Annotated in this window: 22 protein-coding genes; 11 read left to right on the top strand and 11 right to left on the bottom strand. The window is 71.9% G+C overall.

Annotated features, from left to right (window positions below; translation table 11 throughout):
• Positions 1–38 precede the first annotated feature (38 nt).
• The 5 genes from IE318_RS36595 to IE318_RS36575 all read left to right on the top strand — a co-directional run bounded on the left by IE318_RS36595 (position 39) and on the right by IE318_RS36575 (position 3,691).
• Positions 39–1,022, top strand: a complete 984-nt coding sequence (locus IE318_RS36595) for an AraC family transcriptional regulator (RefSeq protein ID WP_189907245.1) — start codon at positions 39–41, stop codon at positions 1,020–1,022.
• Positions 908–1,672 (top strand): AzlC family ABC transporter permease, encoded by a 765-nt coding sequence (locus IE318_RS36590; RefSeq protein ID WP_189907244.1) that lies wholly within the window; start codon positions 908–910, stop codon positions 1,670–1,672. The genes IE318_RS36595 and IE318_RS36590 overlap by 115 nt, the downstream gene beginning before the upstream one ends.
• Positions 1,669–1,977 (top strand): AzlD domain-containing protein, encoded by a 309-nt coding sequence (locus tag IE318_RS36585; protein WP_189907243.1) that lies wholly within the window; start codon positions 1,669–1,671, stop codon positions 1,975–1,977. The genes IE318_RS36590 and IE318_RS36585 overlap by 4 nt, the downstream gene beginning before the upstream one ends.
• A 130-nt stretch (positions 1,978–2,107) precedes the next feature.
• On the top strand, positions 2,108–2,302 hold the full coding sequence (locus IE318_RS36580) for a DUF3046 domain-containing protein (RefSeq protein ID WP_189907242.1): 195 nt from the start codon (positions 2,108–2,110) through the stop codon (positions 2,300–2,302).
• Between the two features lie 168 nt (positions 2,303–2,470).
• Positions 2,471–3,691 (top strand): AI-2E family transporter, encoded by a 1,221-nt coding sequence (locus IE318_RS36575; RefSeq protein WP_308438615.1) that lies wholly within the window; start codon positions 2,471–2,473, stop codon positions 3,689–3,691.
• Positions 3,692–3,750: 59 nt separating this feature from the next.
• On the opposite strand, the gene IE318_RS36570 is transcribed toward IE318_RS36575, so the two are convergent.
• Complete coding sequence (locus IE318_RS36570; protein ID WP_189907240.1) at positions 3,751–4,542, bottom strand: hypothetical protein; 792 nt, start codon at positions 4,540–4,542, stop codon at positions 3,751–3,753.
• Positions 4,543–4,856: 314 nt separating this feature from the next.
• On the opposite strand from IE318_RS36570, the gene recA reads away from it, so the two are divergent.
• Both recA and recX read left to right on the top strand, forming a co-directional pair.
• Positions 4,857–5,984, top strand: coding sequence for a recombinase RecA (gene recA, locus IE318_RS36565; protein ID WP_030178234.1), 1,128 nt, complete (start codon positions 4,857–4,859; stop codon positions 5,982–5,984).
• A gap of 3 nt (positions 5,985–5,987) precedes the next feature.
• Positions 5,988–6,803, top strand: a complete 816-nt coding sequence (recX, locus tag IE318_RS36560) for a recombination regulator RecX (protein ID WP_189907239.1) — start codon at positions 5,988–5,990, stop codon at positions 6,801–6,803.
• 8 nt (positions 6,804–6,811) lie between these two features.
• Here recX and IE318_RS36555 read toward each other — a convergent pair whose 3' ends face one another.
• The 8 genes from IE318_RS36555 to IE318_RS36525 form a co-directional block, all read right to left on the bottom strand.
• Positions 6,812–7,222 (bottom strand): rhodanese-like domain-containing protein, encoded by a 411-nt coding sequence (locus IE318_RS36555; RefSeq protein WP_229903993.1) that lies wholly within the window; start codon positions 7,220–7,222, stop codon positions 6,812–6,814.
• A gap of 20 nt (positions 7,223–7,242) precedes the next feature.
• Entirely contained in the window at positions 7,243–7,827 is a 585-nt protein-coding gene (locus IE318_RS36550) for a cupin domain-containing protein (RefSeq protein ID WP_189907238.1), read from the bottom strand.
• Between the two features lie 104 nt (positions 7,828–7,931).
• Positions 7,932–8,003, bottom strand: coding sequence for a putative leader peptide (locus tag IE318_RS46720; RefSeq protein WP_316743625.1), 72 nt, complete (start codon positions 8,001–8,003; stop codon positions 7,932–7,934).
• A 150-nt stretch (positions 8,004–8,153) separates the two neighbouring features.
• Positions 8,154–9,809 carry an FAD-dependent monooxygenase gene (locus IE318_RS36545; protein WP_189907237.1) on the bottom strand — a complete coding sequence of 552 codons (1,656 nt, stop codon included), beginning with the start codon at positions 9,807–9,809 and terminating at the stop codon, positions 8,154–8,156.
• Positions 9,810–9,985: 176 nt separating this feature from the next.
• Positions 9,986–10,873, bottom strand: a complete 888-nt coding sequence (locus IE318_RS36540) for an amino acid ABC transporter permease (RefSeq protein WP_030178223.1) — start codon at positions 10,871–10,873, stop codon at positions 9,986–9,988.
• Entirely contained in the window at positions 10,870–11,535 is a 666-nt protein-coding gene (locus IE318_RS36535; RefSeq protein WP_030178221.1) for an amino acid ABC transporter permease, read from the bottom strand. The genes IE318_RS36540 and IE318_RS36535 overlap by 4 nt, the downstream gene beginning before the upstream one ends.
• An 81-nt stretch (positions 11,536–11,616) precedes the next feature.
• Complete coding sequence (locus IE318_RS36530) at positions 11,617–12,456, bottom strand: glutamate ABC transporter substrate-binding protein (protein WP_030178220.1); 840 nt, start codon at positions 12,454–12,456, stop codon at positions 11,617–11,619.
• A gap of 177 nt (positions 12,457–12,633) precedes the next feature.
• Positions 12,634–13,410 (bottom strand): amino acid ABC transporter ATP-binding protein, encoded by a 777-nt coding sequence (locus IE318_RS36525; RefSeq protein WP_030178218.1) that lies wholly within the window; start codon positions 13,408–13,410, stop codon positions 12,634–12,636.
• Positions 13,411–13,694: 284 nt separating this feature from the next.
• Here IE318_RS36525 and IE318_RS36520 point away from each other — a divergent pair, with 284 nt between their 5' ends.
• Complete coding sequence (locus IE318_RS36520; RefSeq protein ID WP_030178216.1) at positions 13,695–14,381, top strand: response regulator transcription factor; 687 nt, start codon at positions 13,695–13,697, stop codon at positions 14,379–14,381.
• Positions 14,382–14,390: 9 nt separating this feature from the next.
• Positions 14,391–15,800 (top strand): sensor histidine kinase, encoded by a 1,410-nt coding sequence (locus IE318_RS36515; protein WP_030178214.1) that lies wholly within the window; start codon positions 14,391–14,393, stop codon positions 15,798–15,800.
• Positions 15,801–15,825: 25 nt separating this feature from the next.
• Here IE318_RS36515 and IE318_RS36510 read toward each other — a convergent pair whose 3' ends face one another.
• Positions 15,826–16,824: a TAXI family TRAP transporter solute-binding subunit gene (locus tag IE318_RS36510; protein ID WP_189907236.1), complete on the bottom strand. Its 999-nt coding sequence runs from the start codon at positions 16,822–16,824 to the stop codon at positions 15,826–15,828.
• A gap of 92 nt (positions 16,825–16,916) precedes the next feature.
• On the opposite strand from IE318_RS36510, the gene IE318_RS36505 reads away from it, so the two are divergent.
• On the top strand, positions 16,917–17,321 hold the full coding sequence (locus IE318_RS36505) for a pyrophosphohydrolase domain-containing protein (protein WP_189907235.1): 405 nt from the start codon (positions 16,917–16,919) through the stop codon (positions 17,319–17,321).
• Here IE318_RS36505 and IE318_RS36500 read toward each other — a convergent pair.
• Positions 17,258–18,499, bottom strand: coding sequence for a glycosyltransferase family 87 protein (locus IE318_RS36500; protein WP_189907234.1), 1,242 nt, complete (start codon positions 18,497–18,499; stop codon positions 17,258–17,260). The two genes, IE318_RS36505 and IE318_RS36500, sit on opposite strands and share 64 nt — an antisense overlap.
• A gap of 223 nt (positions 18,500–18,722) precedes the next feature.
• Between IE318_RS36500 and miaB the strand changes: the two genes are divergently transcribed.
• Positions 18,723–20,243: a tRNA (N6-isopentenyl adenosine(37)-C2)-methylthiotransferase MiaB gene (gene miaB, locus IE318_RS36495; RefSeq protein ID WP_030178207.1), complete on the top strand. Its 1,521-nt coding sequence runs from the start codon at positions 18,723–18,725 to the stop codon at positions 20,241–20,243.
• Positions 20,244–20,287: the final 44 nt, after the last annotated feature.

Here is a 20,287-nt window from a genome sequence, read left to right as displayed (position 1 = left end):
GTGCAAGATCCACCCCGGGTCTCGCGGAGAATGGGCGTATGGCGGCGGGATCGGGCGAGGAGCGGGCACGGCACTGGCAGTACGAGGAGCTGCCCGGTGTCGATCTGCTGCGGGCCCGGTATGTCCGCAAGGAGTTCGTGCGGCACACCCACGAGCACTTCGTGATCGCCGCCATCGCCGAGGGCGTGGAGGTCTTCCACCACCGCGGTGCCGACCAGTACGCGGGGCCCGGGGCCCTCGCCCTGGTCAATCCCGACACCCCGCACACGGGACGGGCGGGGGTTCCCGAAGGGTGGCGGTACGGGGCGGTGTACCCGGCACCCGAACTGGTGGCCGAGATCGCCGCGGACACCACGGGGATCCGTGGGACACCGGGGTTCGTGAGCCCGGTACTCGAGGACCCGTACGCCGTCGGACTCGTCCACCAGGTGCTGCGCGCCGCCGACGAGGGCAACGCGCTGGCCGCCGACACCCTGCTGCGGGTCGCCGTGACACGGCTGCTGCGGCTGAACGGCGGGATGCTCCCGCAGCGGCAGGTGCGCACGGCGGGCGCCCGGATCGCGGCACGCGCGCGTGCCGTGCTGGAGGAGCGCATGGCCGAGCCGCCGACCCTGGAAAGGCTCGCGGCCGACCTCGGGACGAGCCCGTTCGCCCTGCTGCGGGCCTTCCGGCAGGTCTACGGGATGCCGCCGCACACCTGGCTGACCGACGCCCGGGTGCGGCGGGCCAGGCGGCTGCTGGACGCGGGCACCGCACCGGCTCAGGCCGCCGCGGACGTGGGGTTCACCGACCAGTCGCACCTCAGCCGCCACTTCTCCCGGATCGTGGGCGTGCCCCCGGGCGCCTACCAGCGCGAGCGCAAGAACGTACAAGACGCGCGGCCCCGGCTGCTCCTACCGTCCGGGACGTGGCAGAAGAGACAGCTCTCGCAGACATACGCGCCGGCGGCGCGGGAGAGGACGACGGCGGAAAACCGGACGCCGACGTCGTCCGGGACGCCCTCGGGGTCGGAGTCGCCGTAGGACTGTCCGGGTTCGCCTTCGGGGTGACCTCGGCGGGCAGCGGACTGACGCTGCTCCAGACCTGCGCGCTCAGCCTGCTGGTGTTCACCGGCGCCTCGCAGTTCGCCCTCGTCGGGGCCCTCGCGGCCGGGGGCAACCCCTTCACGGCGGCCGCCGGCGCCTTCTTCCTGGGAGTGCGCAACGCGTTCTACGGACTGCGCCTGTCCCAGCTGCTGGCCCTCCCGCGCGGGCTGCGGCCGCTGGCCGCGCAGTGGGTCATCGACGAGACCACCGCGGTGACCCTCGCCCAGCCCACGCGCCGCAGCGCGCGCATCGGCTTCACCGTCACCGGGGCCACCCTGTACGTCCTGTGGAACCTCACCACGCTGCTCGGCGCGCTGGGCGCCAAGGCCATCGGGGACACCGACGCCTGGGGCCTGGACGCGGCCGGTCCCGCCGTGTTCCTCGCGCTGCTCGCCCCCATGCTGAAGACCGCCACCGAGCGGGCCGTCGCCGGTCTCGCCGTGCTCCTCGGACTCGGTCTGCTTCCCGTGCTCCCCGCCGGGGTGCCGGTCCTGGCGGCCGCGCTCGCCGCGCCGGCCGTGCTGTACCTGGAGGGCCGCCGCAGGGGCGGTGCCCGTGCCGACGCACGAGAGGACGACGAGCGTTGAACACCTGGATCGCGGTCGCCGCGACCGCCGTCGGCTGCTACGCCGTCAAGCTGGCCGGGCTGCTCGTTCCGGCGGGCGCCCTGGAACGGCCGCTGGTGAAGCGGCTCGCCGCGCTGCTTCCCGTCGCGCTGCTCGCCGCCCTCACCGCCCAGCAGACGTTCGCCGACGGGCGCGCGCTCGTCCTGGACGCGCGGGCCGCCGGGCTCGCGGCCGCCGCCGTGGCACTGGTCCTGCGAGCACCCTTCCTGCTCGTCGTCGCGGCGGCCGTGCTGGTGACGGCCGGGGTGCGGGCCATGGGCGGGTGAGAGGCGGGCCCACTGCCGGGCGTGCCGTCCCCGGCGTGCCCGCCGTCAGCCGATGGGGCGGCTGTACGCCTGAGCGCGCGCAGCGCCTGGCCGGCTCGGGGTCACTCCCAGGGGCGGGATACTGGGGGGCATGCGGTTGACGGTCTTCTGGGAGCGGATGGCGGAGCACTTCGGTGCCGGATACGCCGACACCTTCGCGCGTGACCACGTGATGTCGGAGCTCGGCGGGCGCACGGTGCACGAGGCGCTGGCGGCCGGCTGGGAGGCCAAGGACGTATGGCGCGTGGTCTGTCAGGTCATGAACGTTCCGCGGGAGCGGCACTGACCGCGTCCCTCGGTCGCGGGAGTGTGCCGGACTGTCGGTGGCGTGCGGGAGACTTGCACCGTGGCACCCACTGACGAGTCCGGGCAGACGGCCCAGCACGCACCCCCGACCGGTACGACGCCGCCTTCCCGGCCCCAGGCCGGTGGCGCCGCCGGGCCGGGCGCCCGCATGCCGCGCTGGCTGCCGCGCGCGATGGTGCTCGCGCTGGCGCTGATCGCCGCGTTCCAGCTCGGCAGCTGGGCCTTCCACCAGGTCACAGGCCTGCTGATCAACATCCTCATCGCGTTCTTCCTGGCCCTGGCCATCGAGCCCGCGGTGAGCCGCATGGCCTCCCGCGGCATGCGCCGGGGCCTCGCGACCTTCCTGGTCTTCCTCGGCCTGGCGATCGCCACGGCGGGCTTCGTCACCCTGCTCGGCTCGATGCTCGCCGGGCAGATCATCAAGATGGTCGAGGGCTTCCCGGACTATCTCGACTCCGTCATCAACTGGGTCAACGCCACGTTCCACACCGACCTCAGACGGGTGGACATCCAGGAGGGCCTGCTCCACTCCGACTGGCTGCGCAAGTACGCGCAGAACAGCGCGGCGGGCGTGCTCGACGTGTCCGCGCAGGTGCTCGGCGGCCTGTTCCGGCTGCTGACGGTCGCGCTGTTCTCGTTCTACTTCGCCGCCGACGGGCCACGGCTGCGCCGCGCCATATGCTCCGTGCTGCCGCCCGCCCGCCAGGCCGAGGTGCTGCGCGCCTGGGAGATCGCCGTCGACAAGACCGGTGGCTATCTGTACTCGCGCGGTCTGATGGCGCTCATCTCCGGCATCGCCCACTACATCCTGCTGGAGGCCCTGGGCGTGCCGTACGCGCCCGTGCTCGGCGTGTGGGTGGGGCTGGTCTCGCAGTTCATCCCCACCATCGGCACCTATCTCGCGGGCGCCCTGCCGATGCTGATCGCCTTCACGGTCAACCCGTGGTACGCGGTGTGGGTGCTGGGTTTCGTGGTGATCTACCAGCAGTTCGAGAACTACGTGCTGCAGCCCAAGCTGACCTCGAAGACCGTCGACATCCACCCCGCGGTCGCCTTCGGTTCGGTGATCGCGGGCACCGCGCTGCTCGGCGCCGTCGGCGCGCTGATCGCGATTCCCGCGGTCGCCACGCTGCAGGCGTTCCTGGGGGCGTACGTGAAGCGGTACGCCGTCACGGACGACCCCCGGGTCCACGGCCACCGCGGCCGGGTCACGGCACCGGGCCTGCTCACGCGCGCGAGACGGCTGTGGAGCCGGCCGGCGGAGGCGGGGGAAGCCGGGACGGCGGACTCCGCAGCTCCGGACGTGTCCGGGACGGCGGACGCGTCGCGGGGGCCGGTGGTGGCCGGGGAGAGCCCCGCCGGGGAGTGACCGGGGCCGGTGGACTTGGTGTCGGGGGGGCTTCATGTGGTTCGCGAGTTCGGTGGAGTTCAGTAGGTGAGGGCTGCCCAGATCCCGGCGCCGACGACGGCGGCGGCGTAGGCGGCGACCGCGGCGGTGACGATCCGCCGGCGGGCCGGCTCGCCGAAGGACGTACGGGACAGCAGCCAGGCCAGTGCGGGCAGGACCAGCACCGCGTGCAGGCTCACCCCGTGCAGCGGCTTGAGCGGGGCCGTCGAGTGGTACGCCGCCTGCTGGTGACCGGTCCGGGTCAGCACCACACCCCGAGCGATCATGGCTGCGCCCGAGGCGAGGGCGATCAGGAGGATCGCGAACCCCGAGCGCAGCGCGAGCGGCATCCCGGCGGGACCCGTCGGCCGATGCCGGAAGGACACGACCGCGAACGTGGTCAGAAGCACCACGAGGACCCCGCCGCCCACCGCGAGCGCCATCGACACCGCCGTGTCGAAGGGCGTCTCCATGTTCAGGTGCGAGGGCACCCGGCGCCATGCCTGGAGCGTGATGCCCCCCACTTCGACGACGCAGTCGGCGGCGAAGACGACGAGCAGTGCCGTGCGCAGCCGCTCCCCGACACGCAGATACGACGTGACCCAGGTGAGCGCGATCAGCGTCAGGCCGAAGGACAGCCCGAACGTGACGGGCTTGCGCCAGGAGACGGGCCCGTCCCAGGGGCCGCCGTCGACCGCGAACACCATCAGGTGCGCCAGGCCGGACAGAACGAGGAGCAGACCGGTGGCGTGGCACAGCCGCTCGGCGGGGCGCAGCGCGCGGGCGTGTGCGGACAGGGCGGACGGGCGCGGTGGGAACGTGGAGACTGCCATGGCGCAAGCCTCGCGAAGGCGCCGTGGACCGTCGTCGTCCGGTCGAAGGCATCCGGTCTACCGCGCCCGGAGTAGGCGGGGCGAGCGGCGGGCGGCCGGGGCGCGCCGAGGGTGCGGGCGAGCTTGACACGAAAATCGAACATCCATTCTTATGGATACTCCGGCGCAGCTCGACGGAGGGGATTTCGCCCCGTTATGGGGTAGAAGGTTCCCTGGTTATCCACAGGCCGGACGTGCGTCGAGGCGCATTGTCAGTGGCAGGCGTTAGCGTCTTTGACGTGAAGCGATCGACTCAAGCAAACCGGGTGGAACCCATGGCAGGAACCGACCGCGAGAAGGCTCTCGATGCCGCGCTCGCACAGATTGAACGGCAATTCGGCAAGGGCGCGGTCATGCGCATGGGCGAGCGGTCGAAGGAGCCCATCGAGGTCATCCCGACCGGGTCGACCGCGCTCGACGTGGCCCTCGGCGTCGGCGGCCTGCCGCGCGGCCGTGTCGTGGAGATCTACGGCCCGGAGTCCTCCGGCAAGACGACCCTGACCCTGCACGCCGTGGCGAACGCGCAGAAGGCCGGCGGTCAGGTGGCCTTCGTGGACGCCGAGCACGCCCTCGACCCCGAGTACGCGCGCAAGCTCGGTGTCGACATCGACAACCTGATCCTCTCCCAGCCGGACAACGGCGAGCAGGCGCTGGAGATCGTGGACATGCTGGTCCGCTCCGGTGCCCTGGACCTCATCGTCATCGACTCGGTGGCCGCGCTCGTCCCGCGCGCGGAGATCGAGGGCGAGATGGGCGACTCGCACGTGGGTCTGCAGGCCCGCCTGATGAGCCAGGCCCTGCGTAAGATCACCAGCGCGCTCAACCAGTCGAAGACCACCGCGATCTTCATCAACCAGCTGCGCGAGAAGATCGGTGTGATGTTCGGCTCCCCGGAGACCACGACCGGTGGCCGGGCGCTGAAGTTCTACGCCTCCGTGCGCATCGACATCCGCCGTATCGAGACCCTGAAGGACGGCACCGAGGCGGTCGGCAACCGCACCCGCTGCAAGGTCGTCAAGAACAAGGTCGCTCCGCCCTTCAAGCAGGCCGAGTTCGACATCCTCTACGGCCAGGGCATCAGCCGCGAGGGCGGCCTGATCGACATGGGCGTGGAGCACGGCTTCGTCCGCAAGGCCGGTGCCTGGTACACCTACGAGGGCGACCAGCTCGGCCAGGGCAAGGAGAACGCGCGCAACTTCCTCAAGGACAACCCCGACCTGGCCAACGAGATCGAGAAGAAGATCAAGGAGAAGCTGGGCGTCGGAGTGCGGCCGGAGGAACCGACCGCCGAGCCGGGCGCGGACGCGGCGGTCTCCGCCGCCCCTGGCGACGCGGCCAAGACGGTGCCCGCCCCCGCGGCCGCCAAGGCCACCAAGGCCAAGGCCGCCGCGGCCAAGAGCTGACCCGTGACACGACGAACCGACTGGGCCGAGTACGAGTACGGACACACCGCTTCCGGTGCCCCACGGGGGAGGGGCACCGGGAACCGGCCCGGTACGGGCGCCGACGGTTTCGGTGCGGACGGGGACGACGACGCGTACCGGCCGCACGGCGCCACGACGGGCTCTCGTGCGGGTGGTGGCTCACGCCAGGACGGCTCGCGTGACGGCGGGCCGCGCGGCGGGCGCGGACGTCGCCGGCGGGGCTTCGGCGAGGCGACGGCCGTGGCGGACGGGGACACCTCTTCCTTGTCGAGGGCCGAGGAGCAGGGGGAGTCTCCGGGGGACCCGGTGGAGCGGGCGCGAGCGATCTGTCTGCGCCTGCTCACCGGGACCCCGCGCACCCGTAAGCAGCTCGCGGACGCCCTGCGCAAGCGGGAGATCCCGGACGAGGCGGCGGAGCAGGTGCTGTCCCGGTTCGAGGAGGTCGGGCTGATCGACGACAGCGCGTTCGCGGACGCGTGGGTGGAGTCCCGGCACCACGGGCGCGGACTGGCCCGCCGGGCGCTCGCCCAGGAACTGCGCACCAAGGGCGTCGACGCCACGCTGATCGACGAGGCCGTCGGCCGGCTCGACAGCGAGCAGGAGGAGGCCACCGCCCGCGAGCTCGTCGCCCGCAAGCTGCGCTCCACCCGGGGTCTGGACCGCGACAAGCGGCTGCGCCGCCTGGCCGGCATGCTCGCCCGCAAGGGCTACTCCCAGGGACTGGCCCTGCGGGTGGTCCGAGAGGCGCTGGAGGACGAGGGCGAGGACACGGAGTTCCTCGCCGACGAGGAGTACTGAGACAGCGGCTACGGCTCCCACGCCGTCACCGGCAGCCCGGCCGCCCGCCAGGACTGGAAACCGCCGACCAGGTCGGTCGCCCGGCGCAGGCCCAGCTGGTGCAGGGACGCGGCCGCCAGACTCGATGCGTAGCCCTCGTTGCAGACGACCACGAAGCGCAGATGGTGGCCGGTGGCCTCGGGGAGGCGGTGGCTGCCCTGGGGATCGAGCCGCCACTCGAGTTCGTTGCGCTCGACGACGAGGGCGCCCGGGATCAGTCCGTCCCGCTCGCGCAGCGCGGCGTAGCGGATGTCCACCAGCAGGGCCTCGCCGGCCCGGGCCGCCGCATACGCCTCCCGCGGTTCGACGCGCTCATAGCCCCGGCGCACCCGCTCGAGCAACTCGTCGATCCCGACCGGCCGTTCACCCGCGCCGCTCACTGCCGCTCCTCCGGTTCCGCTCACTGCCAGTCCTCCGGGCGTTCGATCTGCTCCAGGCGCAGCGTCTGGCCGGAGCGGCTGTAGCGGCGGATCCGCGGCAGCGGTGGGTAGTAGGCGTGCACGGAGATCGCGTGCCGTTCGGTGGACCCGTTGAGCACCTCGTGGACGTGGTGGCGGCCGAAGGAGCGGCCCCTGCCTGCCGGGAGCCGTCGCTCGCGGTCCACGTCGTCGGTGAGTTCCAGGGTCTTCCAGCCGTCGGTGGGCAGCCGGGCGGCGAGGGAGTTCTCCGTCAGCTCACCGGCGGCGGTGACGAACGCACCGACCGAGTCGGCGTGGTCGTGCCAGCCGGTGCCGGTGCCGGGCGGCCAGCCGATCAGCCAGGCCTCGCTGCCCGCCGGCCCCTCCAGCCGCACCCAGGTGCGGCCCTCGGGGTCGAGCGGCAGGGAGGCGATCAGCTCGGCGTCGGCGGCCACTCGCCGCGCGAAGTCGAGGAGCTCCGCCTGGGTGGGCTGCCGAGAAGCGGAAGCAGCCGAAGCAGTCGTGGACGTCGTGGCGGTGGCGGCGGAAGCGGGTGCGGATGTGGATGCGGAGGAGAAGACAGACACGTACACCGTCCTGAAGAGCGTTCGCGGAAGGCGCGCGACGGCACGGAGGCTCACAGGAGCGCGGAAGGCACATGAGCGGCGCGCGCGGGAAGGGGGATGCGAGTTCAGCAGAACGGGTGACAGACGCAGCCCGCATAGCGGACGAGGTCCATATGGACCCTCCGCCACAGGCGCACATCGGTGTCGGTCACGATCCGGAGTACACCACGGCACACCGAAACCGGTCAACTCACCGTAATCCATGTGGACAGCACGGTGACGGTGAGTACGGTCAGCGTGCGCCCCAACGCCGGCGGGGCACCTGGGCGTCAGCGTGCGCCGGAACGTCAGCGCGCGCCCGCCTCCGCCCGCGTCTCCGTGTGTGCCGGTCCGCCGAGCGCGGCTTCCGCCGCCGTGTACAGATCGGCGGGGCGCACTCCGCCGAGCGCGGTGACCAGGTGCCCGTCGGGGCGCACCAGGAGCACGGTGTGGGGGGCCGCGCCCGGGTAGCTCTCGGCGACCAGCAGCTCGGCGCGATGCGGCAGGGCCGTCACCGCCGCCGCGAGCCGGGGCATGATCCCGGCGCCCACCCAGTGCCGGCGCTCCCACACCCCCGTGCCCGGCGCCACCAGCACCACCAGCAGCGCCCCGCGGCCCAGCCGCTCACGCAGCTGTACGAACGAGCCGTCCTCCGCCGTCACCACCACATCGGCGACCGACGCACCGACCGGCGTGTCCACCGGCACCTCGGCCTCGCAGCCCGGGGGCGCCAGTGGCGAGTCGGCGTACGCCCCCGGCGCACCCAGTGCCCCGCGCCCGAGGTGGCCGTCCATCAGCAGCGCGTCGTGCCCGCGCGCGGCCCCGGGGACGTACGAGCGCAGTCCGCCGCCCCCGCGCAGCACCGGGAGCACCTGGTCCGCTGCGCGCAGCCGGGCGGCGACGACCGCCCGCCGCTCCGCCTGGTAGCTGTCCAGCAGTGTCTCGTGGGGGCCGTGGTGCCAGGCGGTGGCCAGCTTCCAGGCCAGGTTGTCGGCGTCCCGCAGCCCCTCGTCCAGCCCGTGGGTGCCGAACGCGCCCAGCAGGTGCGCCGCGTCCCCGGCGACGAAGACGCGGCCGACGCGCCAGCGACGGGCCAGCCGGTGGTGGACCGTGTGGACTCCGGTGTCCAGGAGTTCGTACGACGGCGCGGACTCGCCGGTCCAGCCGGTCAGGGTCTCCCGGATCCGGGAGACCAGCAGTTCGGGCGTGACCAGGTCCTTGCCGGGCGGCAGCAGCCAGTCCAGCCGCCACACGCCGTCCCGGAGCGGGCGGGCGGTGATCTCCCCGGCGAAGGGGCCGGTCGTCCGCCACGGCGGCATCCGGTGGAGGAACGCTTCCTCGGGCCGGGGGAGTTCCGTGCGCAGCGCGGCGACGGCGTGCCGCTCGACGGCCGTACGGCCGGGGAAGCGGATGTCCTGGAGTTTGCGGACGGTCGAGCGCGGCCCGTCGCAGCCGACCAGGTAACTCCCGCGCCACCAGGTGCCGGCCGGGCCACGGGTGTGCGCGGTGACGCCCGCCGCTTCCTGCTCTATGGTGTCGAGCCGGCTGTCGGTCGCCAGTTCGACCAGCGGCTCGCGGGCGACGGCGGCGCGCAGAGCGCCGGTCAGGACGTGCTGGGCGATGTGCAGCGGTGCCGGCAGCCCCACGCCGTCCGCACTCGCCGCACCAGCGGAACCCGCCCCATCGGCCGTCCCGATGTCGCCGAAGGCGACCTCGCCCGTCACCTGCTTGCGCCGCAGCAGCCGCCATCCGGCCCAGCGCAGCCCGGCCGGGCCGAGCGGCACACCGGCCAGCCGCTCCACCAGCGCGGCGGTGTCCTCGCGCAGCACGACGGTGCGCGCGGCGCGCGGCGCGTCCCTGCCCGGTGTCTCGTCGAGAACGACGGACGGCACCTCCTGGCGCGCCAGCGCCAGGGCGAGCGTGAGCCCGACGGGCCCCGCGCCGACGACGATCACCGGGTCCACGGCGCGGCGCCCCCTGCCCGCAGCGGTGTCCTGACGGACAGACGTGAACAAACAGTAGGAGCAGGGTGCACGATCACAGAACGTATGCAACCCATTGCCGCTGCTTGCGTCAAGTGACGGGGGCAGTGGTGATCACTCCACTGCCCCCCTTGTCACAGCTGCCCGGTGACCGTCCGTCAGGCGGCGGTTCCCGCCGACTCGGTGCCCCCCACCGCCGCCGGCGCGAGCACCGCCCCGGTCGACTTCTTCGCCCGCCGCAGCCGCCGCTCCAGCCAGCTCGCGAAGCTGGTGAGGCTGAAGTTGAGCGCCACGTAGATCACCGCCACGATCGTGAAGCTCGCGATGGTGTTCGCACCGTAGTACGAACTCATCGGGGAGACCGCGGCCAGCAGCTCCGGGAAGGTGAGGATCGCGCCGCCGAGCGCGGTGTCCTTCACGATCACCACCAGCTGGCTGACGATCGCCGGCAGCATCGCGGTCACCGCCTGCGGCAGCAGGATCGACGTCATGGTCTGGGTCTTGCGCAGGCCGATGGCCTGGGCGGCCTCCGACTGGCCCTTGGGAAGGGCCAGGATGCCGGCCCGGACGATCTCCGCCAGCACCGAGGCGTTGTAGAGCACCAGGCCGGTGACCACGGCGTACAGCGGGCGGTCGTCGGAGTTGACGTTGGTGTACTGGGCGAACAGGGCGTTGCCGAAGATCATCAGGATCAGCACCGGGATGGCGCGGAAGAACTCCACGACCACCGCGGCCGGAACGCGGATCCAGGCGTGGTCGGACAGCCGTGCGATCCCGAAGACGGCGCCCAGCGGCAGCGCGATGATCATCGACATGGCGGCCGCGATCAGCGTGTTCTTCAGGCCGGGCAGGATGTACGTGGTCCATGCCTCGGAACCGGAGAAGAACGGCTTCCACTTCTCCCAGTCCAGCTGCCCCTTGTCGCTCAGGTTCTGGTACACCCACCAGACGAGCCCCGCGACGGCGAGCAGGAACACGATCGTGTAGACGACGTTGCGCCGTTTGGCCCTCGGCCCCTGCGCGTCGTACAGCACCGAGCTGCTCATCGCTTCACCGCCACCTTCTTGCCCACCCAGCCGAGGATCAGGCCGGTCGGCAGCGTGAGACACACGAAGCCGAACGCGAAGACCGCGGAGATCAGCAGGAGTTGTGCCTCGTTCTCGATCATCTTCTTCATCAGCAGGGCTGCCTCGGCCACGCCGATGGCGGCGGCCACCGTGGTGTTCTTGGTGAGCGCGATCAGGACGTTGGTCAGCGGGCCGACCACGGAGCGGAACGCCTGCGGCAGCACCACCAGGGTCAGGACCTGGGTGAAGTTCAGCCCGAGCGCGCGGGCCGCCTCCGCCTGGCCGACCGGCACCGTGTTGATGCCGGAGCGGATCGCCTCGCAGACGAACGCCGATGTGTAGGCGATCAGACCGAGCACGGCGAGCCGGAAGTTGATGGTGTCGAAGTCCTGCGCGCCGAGCTGGACGTTGAGCGTCTGGTTCAGGCCCAGCGAGGTGAACAGGATGATCACCGTCAGCGGGATGTTCCGCACGACGTTGACGTAGGCGGTACCGAAGCCGCGCATGAGGGGCACCGGGCCGACGCGCATGGCGGCCAGCAGGGTGCCCCAGACCAGGGAGCCGACGGCCGAGAGCAGCGTGAGCTGCACGGTCACCCAGAAGGCTCCCAGCAGGTCATAGCCAGAAAGAAAGTCGAACACGATCTCCCGCGCTTCCGCGTGTGAAGGGGCCGGACCCCGGGTGCGCCGCTCCCCCGTGGACGGCGCACCCGGGGCGCTGACTCAGCTCTTGATGTCGCCGATCTTCGGCGCGGGCTCGTTCTGGTAGTTCGCCGGGCCGAGGTTGGCCTTCACGGCCTTGTCCCAGGAACCGTCGGCGACCATGTCCTCCAGGGCCTTGTTGATCTTGGCCTTGAGGTCGCTGCCCTTCTTGACGCCGATGCCGTAGTTCTCGTTGGTCATCTTGAAGCCGCCCAGCTTGAACTTGCCCTTGAACTGGGCCTGGGAGGCGTAACCGGCGAGGATCGAGTCGTCGGTGGTCAGCGCGTCGATCGCCTTGTTCTGCAGACCGGTCAGACACGCCGAGTACGTCGGGTACTGCTGGAGGTTGGCCTTGGGCGCCAGCTTGTCCTTGACGTTCTGAGCCGAGGTCGAGCCGGTCACCGAGCACAGCTTCTTGCTGTTGAGGTCGGCCGGCGACTTGATCCCGCTTTCGTCGGCGCGGATCAGGACGTCCTGGTGGGCCAGCAGGTACGGGCCGGCGAAGTCGACCTTCTTCTCGCGCTCCGGGGTGATCGAGTAGGTGGCGGCGATGAAGTCCACGTCACCGCGCTGCAGCATCGTCTCGCGGTCGGCGCTCTTGGACTCCTTCCACTCGATCTGGTCCTCGTTGTAGCCCAGCTTCTTGGCGACGTACTTGGCCACGTCCACGTCGAAGCCGGAGTAGCCCTGCGGCGTCTTCTGGCCGAGACCCGGCTGGTCGAACTTGATGCCGATGGCGATCTTCTTGTCGCCGCCGCTGCCCGACGACCCGCCGTCCTTCTTGTCCGAACCGCACGCCGTCGCCGAGACGGCGAGGGCGAGCACGACGGCCGAGGCGGCGGTGACCTTGCGGAGCTTCATGGTGGATGTCCTTTGCTCAAAGAGGAGTCGAGGCCCGTTTCGGGGCGGTGACGGCTGCGCCGGGGACCGGGCGACCGGGGGCGACCTGGGCCGTCAGGCGGCCAGGGCCACCGCGGCAACCCGGGGAGACCCGCGTGACCGGGGCGTACGCCGGCCGACGCGGGTTGCCCGAGGCCGTCAGTGGTGCAGGATCTTCGACAGGAAGTCCTTGGCGCGGTCGCTGCGCGGGTTGCTGAAGAACTGGTCGGGCGCGGCCTGTTCGACGATCCGGCCGTCGGCCATGAAGACCACCCGGTTCGCGGCCGAGCGGGCGAAGCCCATCTCATGGGTGACGACGATCATCGTCATGCCGTCCCGGGCGAGCTGCTGCATGACCTCCAGCACCTCGTTGATCATCTCCGGGTCCAGCGCGGAGGTCGGCTCGTCGAAGAGCATGACCTTCGGGTCCATGGCGAGCGCCCGCGCGATGGCCACGCGCTGCTGCTGGCCGCCGGAGAGCTGCGCGGGGTACTTGTCGGCCTGCGCGCCCACGCCGACCCGGTCGAGCAGCGCGCGAGCCCGCTCCTCGGCCTTCTTCTTGTCCGTGCGGCGGACCTTGATCTGCCCCAGGGTCACGTTCTCGAGCACGGTCTTGTGCGCGAAGAGATTGAAGGACTGGAAGACCATGCCGACGTCGGCGCGCAGCCGGGCCAGCTCCTTGCCCTCGTGGGGCAGCGGCCGGCCGTCGATCGAGATCGTGCCCGAGTCGATGGTCTCCAGGCGGTTGATGGTGCGGCACAGAGTGGACTTCCCGGACCCGGAGGGCCCGATGACCACGACGACCTCGCCGCGAGAGATCGTCAGCTCGATGTCCTGGAGCACGTGCAACGCGCCGAAGTGCTTGTTGACGCTCTTCAGGACGACCAGATCGTTGGTCGAGGCCACGTCTTCCTTGGCCACCGATACTTCGGTCATCGCTTTCAGGCTCCGTCCTCCTCGGTTTCGGTGGACAGTAGCCAGCCTCGCCACCAGCGTCATTACATCTGAGGGAGATCTGAGCATCACGATCTGGTAGCGGCCGGACACGTGTCGTAGCAAGGCCGCGTGGGGCGCGTACCGGCTGGGTAACGACAGGTGGCGCGCACCCGGAAGCCTCTTGACGCCGTCCTCGTCCATCGGCGTGACTGCCATGGTGCACGCGCGCGTGCACGGTTTCTACATGGGATGACGATACGACGGATGAACCGGGGGAGGCCGGGATGAGACTGCTCCTCGTCGAGGACGACAACCACGTCGCGGCCGCGCTGTCCGCGGTCCTGGCCCGGCACGGTTTCGACGTCACGCACGCCCGGAGCGGCGAGGAGGCCCTGCAGGCCCTCGTCCCGGGCGGCGAGGGCTTCGGCGTGGTCCTGCTCGACCTGGGCCTGCCCGACCAGGACGGCTACGAGGTCTGCGGCAAGATCCGCAAGCGCACCAGCACCCCGGTCATCATGGTCACCGCCCGCTCCGACGTCCGCTCCCGCATCCACGGGCTCAACCTCGGCGCCGACGACTACGTGGTGAAGCCCTACGACACCGGGGAGCTGCTCGCCCGGATCCACGCCGTCAGCCGGCGCACGGTCCACGAGGACGCGACCGGCGGCGGCGAGAGCACCCTGCGCCTCGGCTCCGTGCACATCGAACTGCCCACCCGGCAGGTCAGCGTGGACGGCACGGTCGTCCAGCTGACCCGCAAGGAGTTCGATCTGCTGGCCCTGCTCGCCCAGCGCCCCGGGGTGGTCTTCCGCCGGGAGCAGATCATCAGCGAGGTGTGGCGCACCAGCTGGGAGGGGACCGGACGCACCCTGGAGGTCCACGTCGCCTCCCTGCGTTCCAAACTCCGCATGCCGGCCCTGATCGAGACCGTACGCGGCGTCGGCTACCGCCTCGTCGCCCCGGCCGCGTAGCGGGGACGGGTGCGCACACGTCTGCTGCCGCTGCTCATCGTCCTGATGGCGGCGGTCCTGCTGGCCCTCGGCTTCCCGCTCGCCGTGAGCCTGGCCGCGGCCCAGCAGCAGAAGGTGGTCGTCGACCGGATCGACGACACGGCGCGCTTCGCCGCGCTCGCCCAGTTCGTCACCGACCGGCCCACCGGCTCCCGCCGCACCGTCCCCGACGAGCGCCTGGAGACTCTCAGCCGCGAACTCGCCAGCTACTACGAGGTCTACGGCATCCGGGCCGGCGTCTTCTACCGCTCCGGCACGCCCATGGCGGTCGCCCCGGGCACCTGGTCCCTGCCGCCCGAGGGCGAGGTCCGGGCGGCCTTCGGCGAGGCCCTGCTGAGCCGGCGCAGCCACGACCCGGAGCAGGTCTGGCCCTGGCAGCGGCACCGGCTCGTCGTCGCCTCGCCGGTCATCCGGGACGGCGACGTCGTCGCGGTCGTCGTCACCGACTCGCCCACCGGGCAGATGCGGTCGCGCACGCTGCACGGCTGGCTGGTCCTGGGCGCGGGCGAGATCATCGCGATGCTGGTCGCCGTCGGCGCCGCGCTGCGGCTGACCGGATGGGTGCTGCGTCCCGTACGGGTCCTGGACGCCACCACCCACGACATCGCCACCGGGCGCCTGAAGTCACGGGTGGCGGTGGCGAGCGGACCACCGGAACTGCGCAGGCTGGCCCGGTCGTTCAACGAGATGGCGGACAACGTCGAGGACGTGCTGGAGCAGCAGCGCGCCTTCGTCGCCGACGCCTCGCACCAGTTGCGCAACCCGCTCTCGGCGCTGCTGCTGCGCATCGAGCTGCTCGCCCTCGAACTGCCCGAGGGCAACGAGGAGATCGCCTCGGTCCGCACCGAGGGCCGGCGCCTGGCACAGGTCCTGGACGACCTGCTGGACCTGGCGCTGGCCGAGCACGCCGAGGCGGACCTTCAGCTCATCGACATCGGCGAGCTGACCGCGGAGCGGGTGGCGGCCTGGGCGCCGACCGCCGAGGCCCAGGGGGTGCGGCTGGTGGGGCAGTGCCCGGCCACCACGGCCTGGGCCGACCCGGTGGCGCTGTCGTCGGCGCTGGACGCGGTGATCGACAACGCGGTGAAGTTCACGCCGGAGGGCGAGAGCGTCGACGTGACCGTCTCCGGCAGCGGCGGCACCTCGACGGTCGTGGTCGCCGACCGCGGCCCCGGCCTCACCGACGAGGAACTTGCCCGCATCGGCGACCGCTTCTGGCGCAGCGGGCGCCACCAGAACATCAAGGGCTCCGGCCTCGGCCTGTCCATCTCCCGCGCGCTGCTCGCCGCGGGCGGCGGCTCGATCGCCTACGGCCACCACGAGCCCGGGGGACTGTGTGTGACGGTGACGGTGCCGAGGTCGGAACCGGGGCGGTCGTAGGGGCCGGCGGCGGGGACGGGTGCCCTTACGGCTTCACCGACCGGTAGTAGCGCCGCGCGCCCTCGTGCAGGACCAGGGGGTCGGTGTAGATCGCGGTGCGCAGGTCGACCAGCTGGGCGGAGTGGACGTGGGCGCCGATGCGGTCGCGGCTGTCGATGACGGTCCGGGTGATCCACTCGGTCAGTCTCGGATCCACGTCCTTGCGGGTCATCAGCACATTGGACACGGCGATCGTCGGCACCGTCGAACCGTTCTGGACGGACGGGTACGCCGACTCCGGCATGTTGGTGGCGCGGTAGTAGCGCGTGGCACCGCCCTGGGCATGCAGTCTGGCCACCAGGTCGTCGTCGATCGGTATGAACCGGAACTCGAACTTCGACGCGAGTTGCGTCAGACCGTCCGTCGGCAGTCCGCCCGACCAGAAGAACGCGTCGATCGCGCCCTGCCGCAGCCGGCCCGGCGCGCTGTCGATGCCGTCGCCCGCGGACCTGATGTCCTTGTGCGGGTCCATCCCGGCCGCCTTGAGCACCCGTTCGGCGATCAGCCGCACGCCCGACTCCGGCGGCCCGACGGCCACCCGCTTGCCCCGCAGGTCCGCGACCGAGTCGATCCCCGAGTCGCGTCCGACGACGAGCTGCACGTAGTCGTCGTAGAGGCGGGCGACACCGCGCAGCCGGCCGGCGCCCGGACCGTGGTTCAGTTCGTACGTCTCCACCGCGTCGGCCGCCGCGATCGTGAAGTCGGCCTTGCCGGTCGCCACCCGCGTGACGTTCTCCTGCGAGCCGTCGCTGGTCAGCAGCCGCACCTTCAGATCCGGCATGTCCTTGGCGAACGCGGCGCGCAGCCGCACGCCGTACTCCTGGTAGACCCCGCGCAGCGTCCCGGTGCTGAAGGTGATCGTCCCGCTCGGCGGCCGGTCGCCCAGCGGCAGCAGCCACCACAGCAGCAGTCCGAGGACCACGGCGGAGACGGCCGCGCCCTGCACACCGCGGCGCCTGCCGATCGAGGAGAACACCTTGGACATGCGCGCGATCCTGCCAGCAGGACGGCCCGCTGACCAGGGGCGGCCGCAGGCGGGGCGGACGGGTGGTCACAGGCGGCGGCTACAGTCGCCGTATGAGTTCTTCGCCCGCCGATCTCGTCCGTGAGTTCCACCGTGCCTTCGGGCTCGACGTCCGCAACACCCCGACGCGGGTGGCGCCGGAGCTCGGCGCGCACCGCGGGGAGCTGCTCGCGGAGGAGGCGGCCGAGGTCGCCGAGGTCTCGGCCGGCGGCCCGCTCGACCGGCTGGCGCACGAGCTGGCGGACGTGGTCTACGTGGCGTACGGCACCGCGCTGGTGCACGGCATCGACCTGGACGAGGTGATCGCCGAGATCCACCGTTCCAACATGACCAAGCTCGGCCCGGACGGCCAGGTCACCCGCCGCGCCGACGGCAAGGTGCTCAAGGGCGACCACTACGAGGCGCCCGACGTGTCGGCCGTGCTCCGCCGGCAGGGCTGGGACCCCACCGGCGTCTGACGCGCCCGCCAAGGACGCGCGCACCGCACGCCCAGCACCAGCGCCAGACCGCACAGCGTGAACGCGTCCTTGAACGCCCTGCGCGTCGACGCGTCCAGGTGGGGGAAGGCGAACTCGGGCACCTGCGGGACGAGCGCCCCCCAGAACCACGGCGACCGCGTCACCGAGCCGGCCTCCAGCGCCCCGGCGACCAGCAGCGGCACCACGACGACCAGATAGTGCTCGTAGGACGGCCGGGACACCAGGCAGGACGCCAGCATGAGCATCGCGGCCGTGTCCGCGAGCCGCGCCGGACCGGGGTCGCCGCGCCGCCAGCGCCGCCAGGCGCACACCAGGCCGGCCGCCGCCGCGGCCAGCGCCACCACCTGGGCCGGGAGCGGCGACACCCCGAGGCGCGGCAGCACCGCGGGCAGGGAGCAGTCGAACGGCCGCATCAGCGTGTCCCCGCCCTTGAGGAGGAAGGGCAGGGTGCGGGTGAAGAACCCGCTCGGATCCGGCATGACCAGCGCCGCGCCCGCGGACATGGCCAGCGGCAGTGCCACCATCCAGGCCAGGGCACGCCACTGCCGGGCCAGGAGCAGCAGCACGACGACCGGCAGGAGCAGGGGCTTCACCGCCACGGACACCCCGAGGACCACCCCGGCCGCGTCCCAGCGGCCGCGGTCCGCCAGCAGCAGTGCCGACGGCAGCGCGAGGGCGCTCACGGCGGTCCAGTTGCCGAGATTCATCAGATGGCCGACCGGCGCCCAGCACAGCACCAGCCCGAGCAGCCCGAGCACCGCGAACCGGCTCCGCGCCGGCACCCGGAACAGCCGTACCGCACACCACCAGCCCGCCGCCACCATCCCCACGCACACCACCGGCGCGGCCACCCGCAGCACCGGCGCCGGCAGCAGCGCCTGGCCGCCCGCGAACAGCACGGCGCTCGGCAGATAGAGGAAGCGCCGGTCGGCGTACGGGGCCCCGCCGTGCAGCCAGACCTGCCCGGCGTGGACGACGAACGCGTTGTCCATTCCGCCCTGGGCGGAGACCACCGCCACCCGCGCGGCCCGGGCCAGCAGGACGACGGCGAGGAGGACGACCACGGCCGGACCGGCCGGACGCAGCAGCCAGGCGCGCGGTGCGGCGGCCACGGGCACTTCCGGGGCGGCCGTCCGAAGGGCGTCGCGAGGCTGCATCACACGTACCTGTCCGAGAGGGCTGCGGGCCTGTCCGAGAGGGGCTGCGGGCCTGTCCGAGAGGGCTGCTGCGAGCGTAATGACGCCGCCGCACGGCCGCCGTGCGAGCGGCCGCCGCTCCAAGGGCCCGGGAGCGCGCCCGCCGCGCTGCCGCACGGCCGCGAAGCCGTCGCCGGTGACTGCGCCGTCCGGGGGTACTCCGGCGAGCGCCTACCCTTGTGGCATGAGCAGCATCGACCGGAGCCAAGAAGTGGGCGTCACTCGCAGCTATGAGATCCGCACCTACGGGTGCCAGATGAACGTCCACGACTCCGAGCGATTGGCCGGGCTGCTCGAGGACGCCGGATATGTACGTGCGCCCGAAGGGTCGGACGGTGACGCGGACGTCGTCGTCTTCAACACCTGCGCCGTTCGGGAGAACGCCGACAACCGGCTCTACGGCAACCTCGGCCACCTCGCGCCGAAGAAGGCGAAGCGGCCCGGGATGCAGATCGCGGTCGGTGGCTGCCTGGCGCAGAAGGACCGGGACACCATCGTGAAGAAGGCGCCCTGGGTGGACGTCGTCTTCGGCACGCACAACATCGGCAAGCTGCCGGTCCTGCTGGAGCGCGCCCGCGTCCAGGAGGAGGCGCAGGTCGAGATCGCCGAGTCGCTGGAGGCGTTCCCCTCCACGCTGCCCACGCGCCGCGAGAGCGCGTACGCGGCCTGGGTGTCCATCTCCGTGGGCTGCAACAACACCTGCACCTTCTGCATCGTCCCGGCGCTGCGCGGCAAGGAGAAGGACCGCCGTCCCGGTGACATCCTCGCCGAGGTCGAGGCCCTCGTGGGCGAGGGCGTCTCGGAGATCACGCTGCTCGGGCAGAACGTCAACGCCTACGGCTCCGACATCGGCGACCGCGAGGCGTTCAGCAAGCTGCTGCGCGCCTGCGGGAACATCGACGGCCTGGAGCGCGTCCGGTTCACCTCCCCGCACCCGCGCGACTTCACCGACGACGTGATCGCCGCGATGGCCGAGACCCCGAACGTCATGCCGCAGCTGCACATGCCGCTGCAGTCCGGCTCGGACTCGGTCCTGAAGGCGATGCGCCGCTCCTACCGCCAGGAGCGCTACCTCGGGATCATCGAGAAGGTGCGCGCCGCCATCCCGCACGCCGCCATCACCACCGACATCATCGTGGGCTTCCCCGGCGAGACCGAGGAGGACTTCGAGCAGACGCTGCACGTGGTGCGTGAGGCGCGGTTCGCTCAGGCGTTCACCTTCCAGTACTCCAAGCGGCCCGGCACCCCGGCCGCCGAGATGGAGAACCAGATCCCCAAGGAGGTCGTCCAGGCGCGCTACGAGCGGCTCGTCGCCCTCCAGGAGGAGATCTCCTGGGAGGAGAACAAGAAGCAGGTCGGCCGCACGCTCGAACTGATGGTCGCGGAGGGCGAGGGCCGCAAGGACGGCGCCACCCACCGCCTGTCCGGCCGCGCCCCCGACAACCGCCTGGTCCACTTCACCAAGCCGGAGCAGGACGTGCGCCCCGGCGACGTGGTCACGGTCGAGGTCACCTACGCCGCGCCACACCACCTGCTCGCCGAGGGACCGGTGCTCGAGGTGCGCCGCACCCGGGCGGGTGACGCCTGGGAGAAGCGCACCGCGGCCGAGGCGGCCAAGCCGGCCGGGGTCATGCTGGGCCTGCCGAAGATCGGCGTCCCGGAGCCGCTGCCGGCGGCTGCGGGCAGCGGCTGCGGCTGCGACTGACCCGCTCCTGGCGGGGCGGGGAGCGGTGCACGCGTTACCCTGCC

It is taken from the genome of Streptomyces spiralis, from assembly GCF_014654675.1.
In the GTDB taxonomy this organism is placed as follows: Bacteria; Actinomycetota; Actinomycetes; order Streptomycetales; family Streptomycetaceae; genus Streptomyces; species Streptomyces spiralis.
Note: the sequence above shows the minus strand (reverse complement) of the source record. Positions and strands in the feature narration are given on the sequence as shown.

Bases quoted from the DNA above. Each gene is read 5' to 3' on its own strand.
- IE318_RS36595 (WP_189907245.1), top strand. From the start codon at position 39: ATGGCGGCGGGATCGGGCGAGGAGCGGGCACGGCACTGGCAGTACGAG.
- IE318_RS36580 (WP_189907242.1), top strand. From the start codon at position 2,108: ATGCGGTTGACGGTCTTCTGGGAGCGGATGGCGGAGCACTTCGGTGCC.
- IE318_RS36575 (WP_308438615.1), top strand. From the start codon at position 2,471: ATGCCGCGCTGGCTGCCGCGCGCGATGGTGCTCGCGCTGGCGCTGATC.
- IE318_RS36570 (WP_189907240.1), bottom strand. From the start codon at position 4,542: ATGGCAGTCTCCACGTTCCCACCGCGCCCGTCCGCCCTGTCCGCACAC.
- recA (WP_030178234.1), top strand. From the start codon at position 4,857: ATGGCAGGAACCGACCGCGAGAAGGCTCTCGATGCCGCGCTCGCACAG.
- IE318_RS36540 (WP_030178223.1), bottom strand. From the start codon at position 10,873: ATGAGCAGCTCGGTGCTGTACGACGCGCAGGGGCCGAGGGCCAAACGG.
- IE318_RS36530 (WP_030178220.1), bottom strand. From the start codon at position 12,456: ATGAAGCTCCGCAAGGTCACCGCCGCCTCGGCCGTCGTGCTCGCCCTC.
- IE318_RS36525 (WP_030178218.1), bottom strand. From the start codon at position 13,410: ATGACCGAAGTATCGGTGGCCAAGGAAGACGTGGCCTCGACCAACGAT.
- IE318_RS36520 (WP_030178216.1), top strand. From the start codon at position 13,695: ATGAGACTGCTCCTCGTCGAGGACGACAACCACGTCGCGGCCGCGCTG.
- IE318_RS36510 (WP_189907236.1), bottom strand. From the start codon at position 16,824: ATGTCCAAGGTGTTCTCCTCGATCGGCAGGCGCCGCGGTGTGCAGGGC.
- IE318_RS36505 (WP_189907235.1), top strand. From the start codon at position 16,917: ATGAGTTCTTCGCCCGCCGATCTCGTCCGTGAGTTCCACCGTGCCTTC.
- IE318_RS36500 (WP_189907234.1), bottom strand. From the start codon at position 18,499: ATGCAGCCTCGCGACGCCCTTCGGACGGCCGCCCCGGAAGTGCCCGTG.
- miaB (WP_030178207.1), top strand. From the start codon at position 18,723: ATGAGCAGCATCGACCGGAGCCAAGAAGTGGGCGTCACTCGCAGCTAT.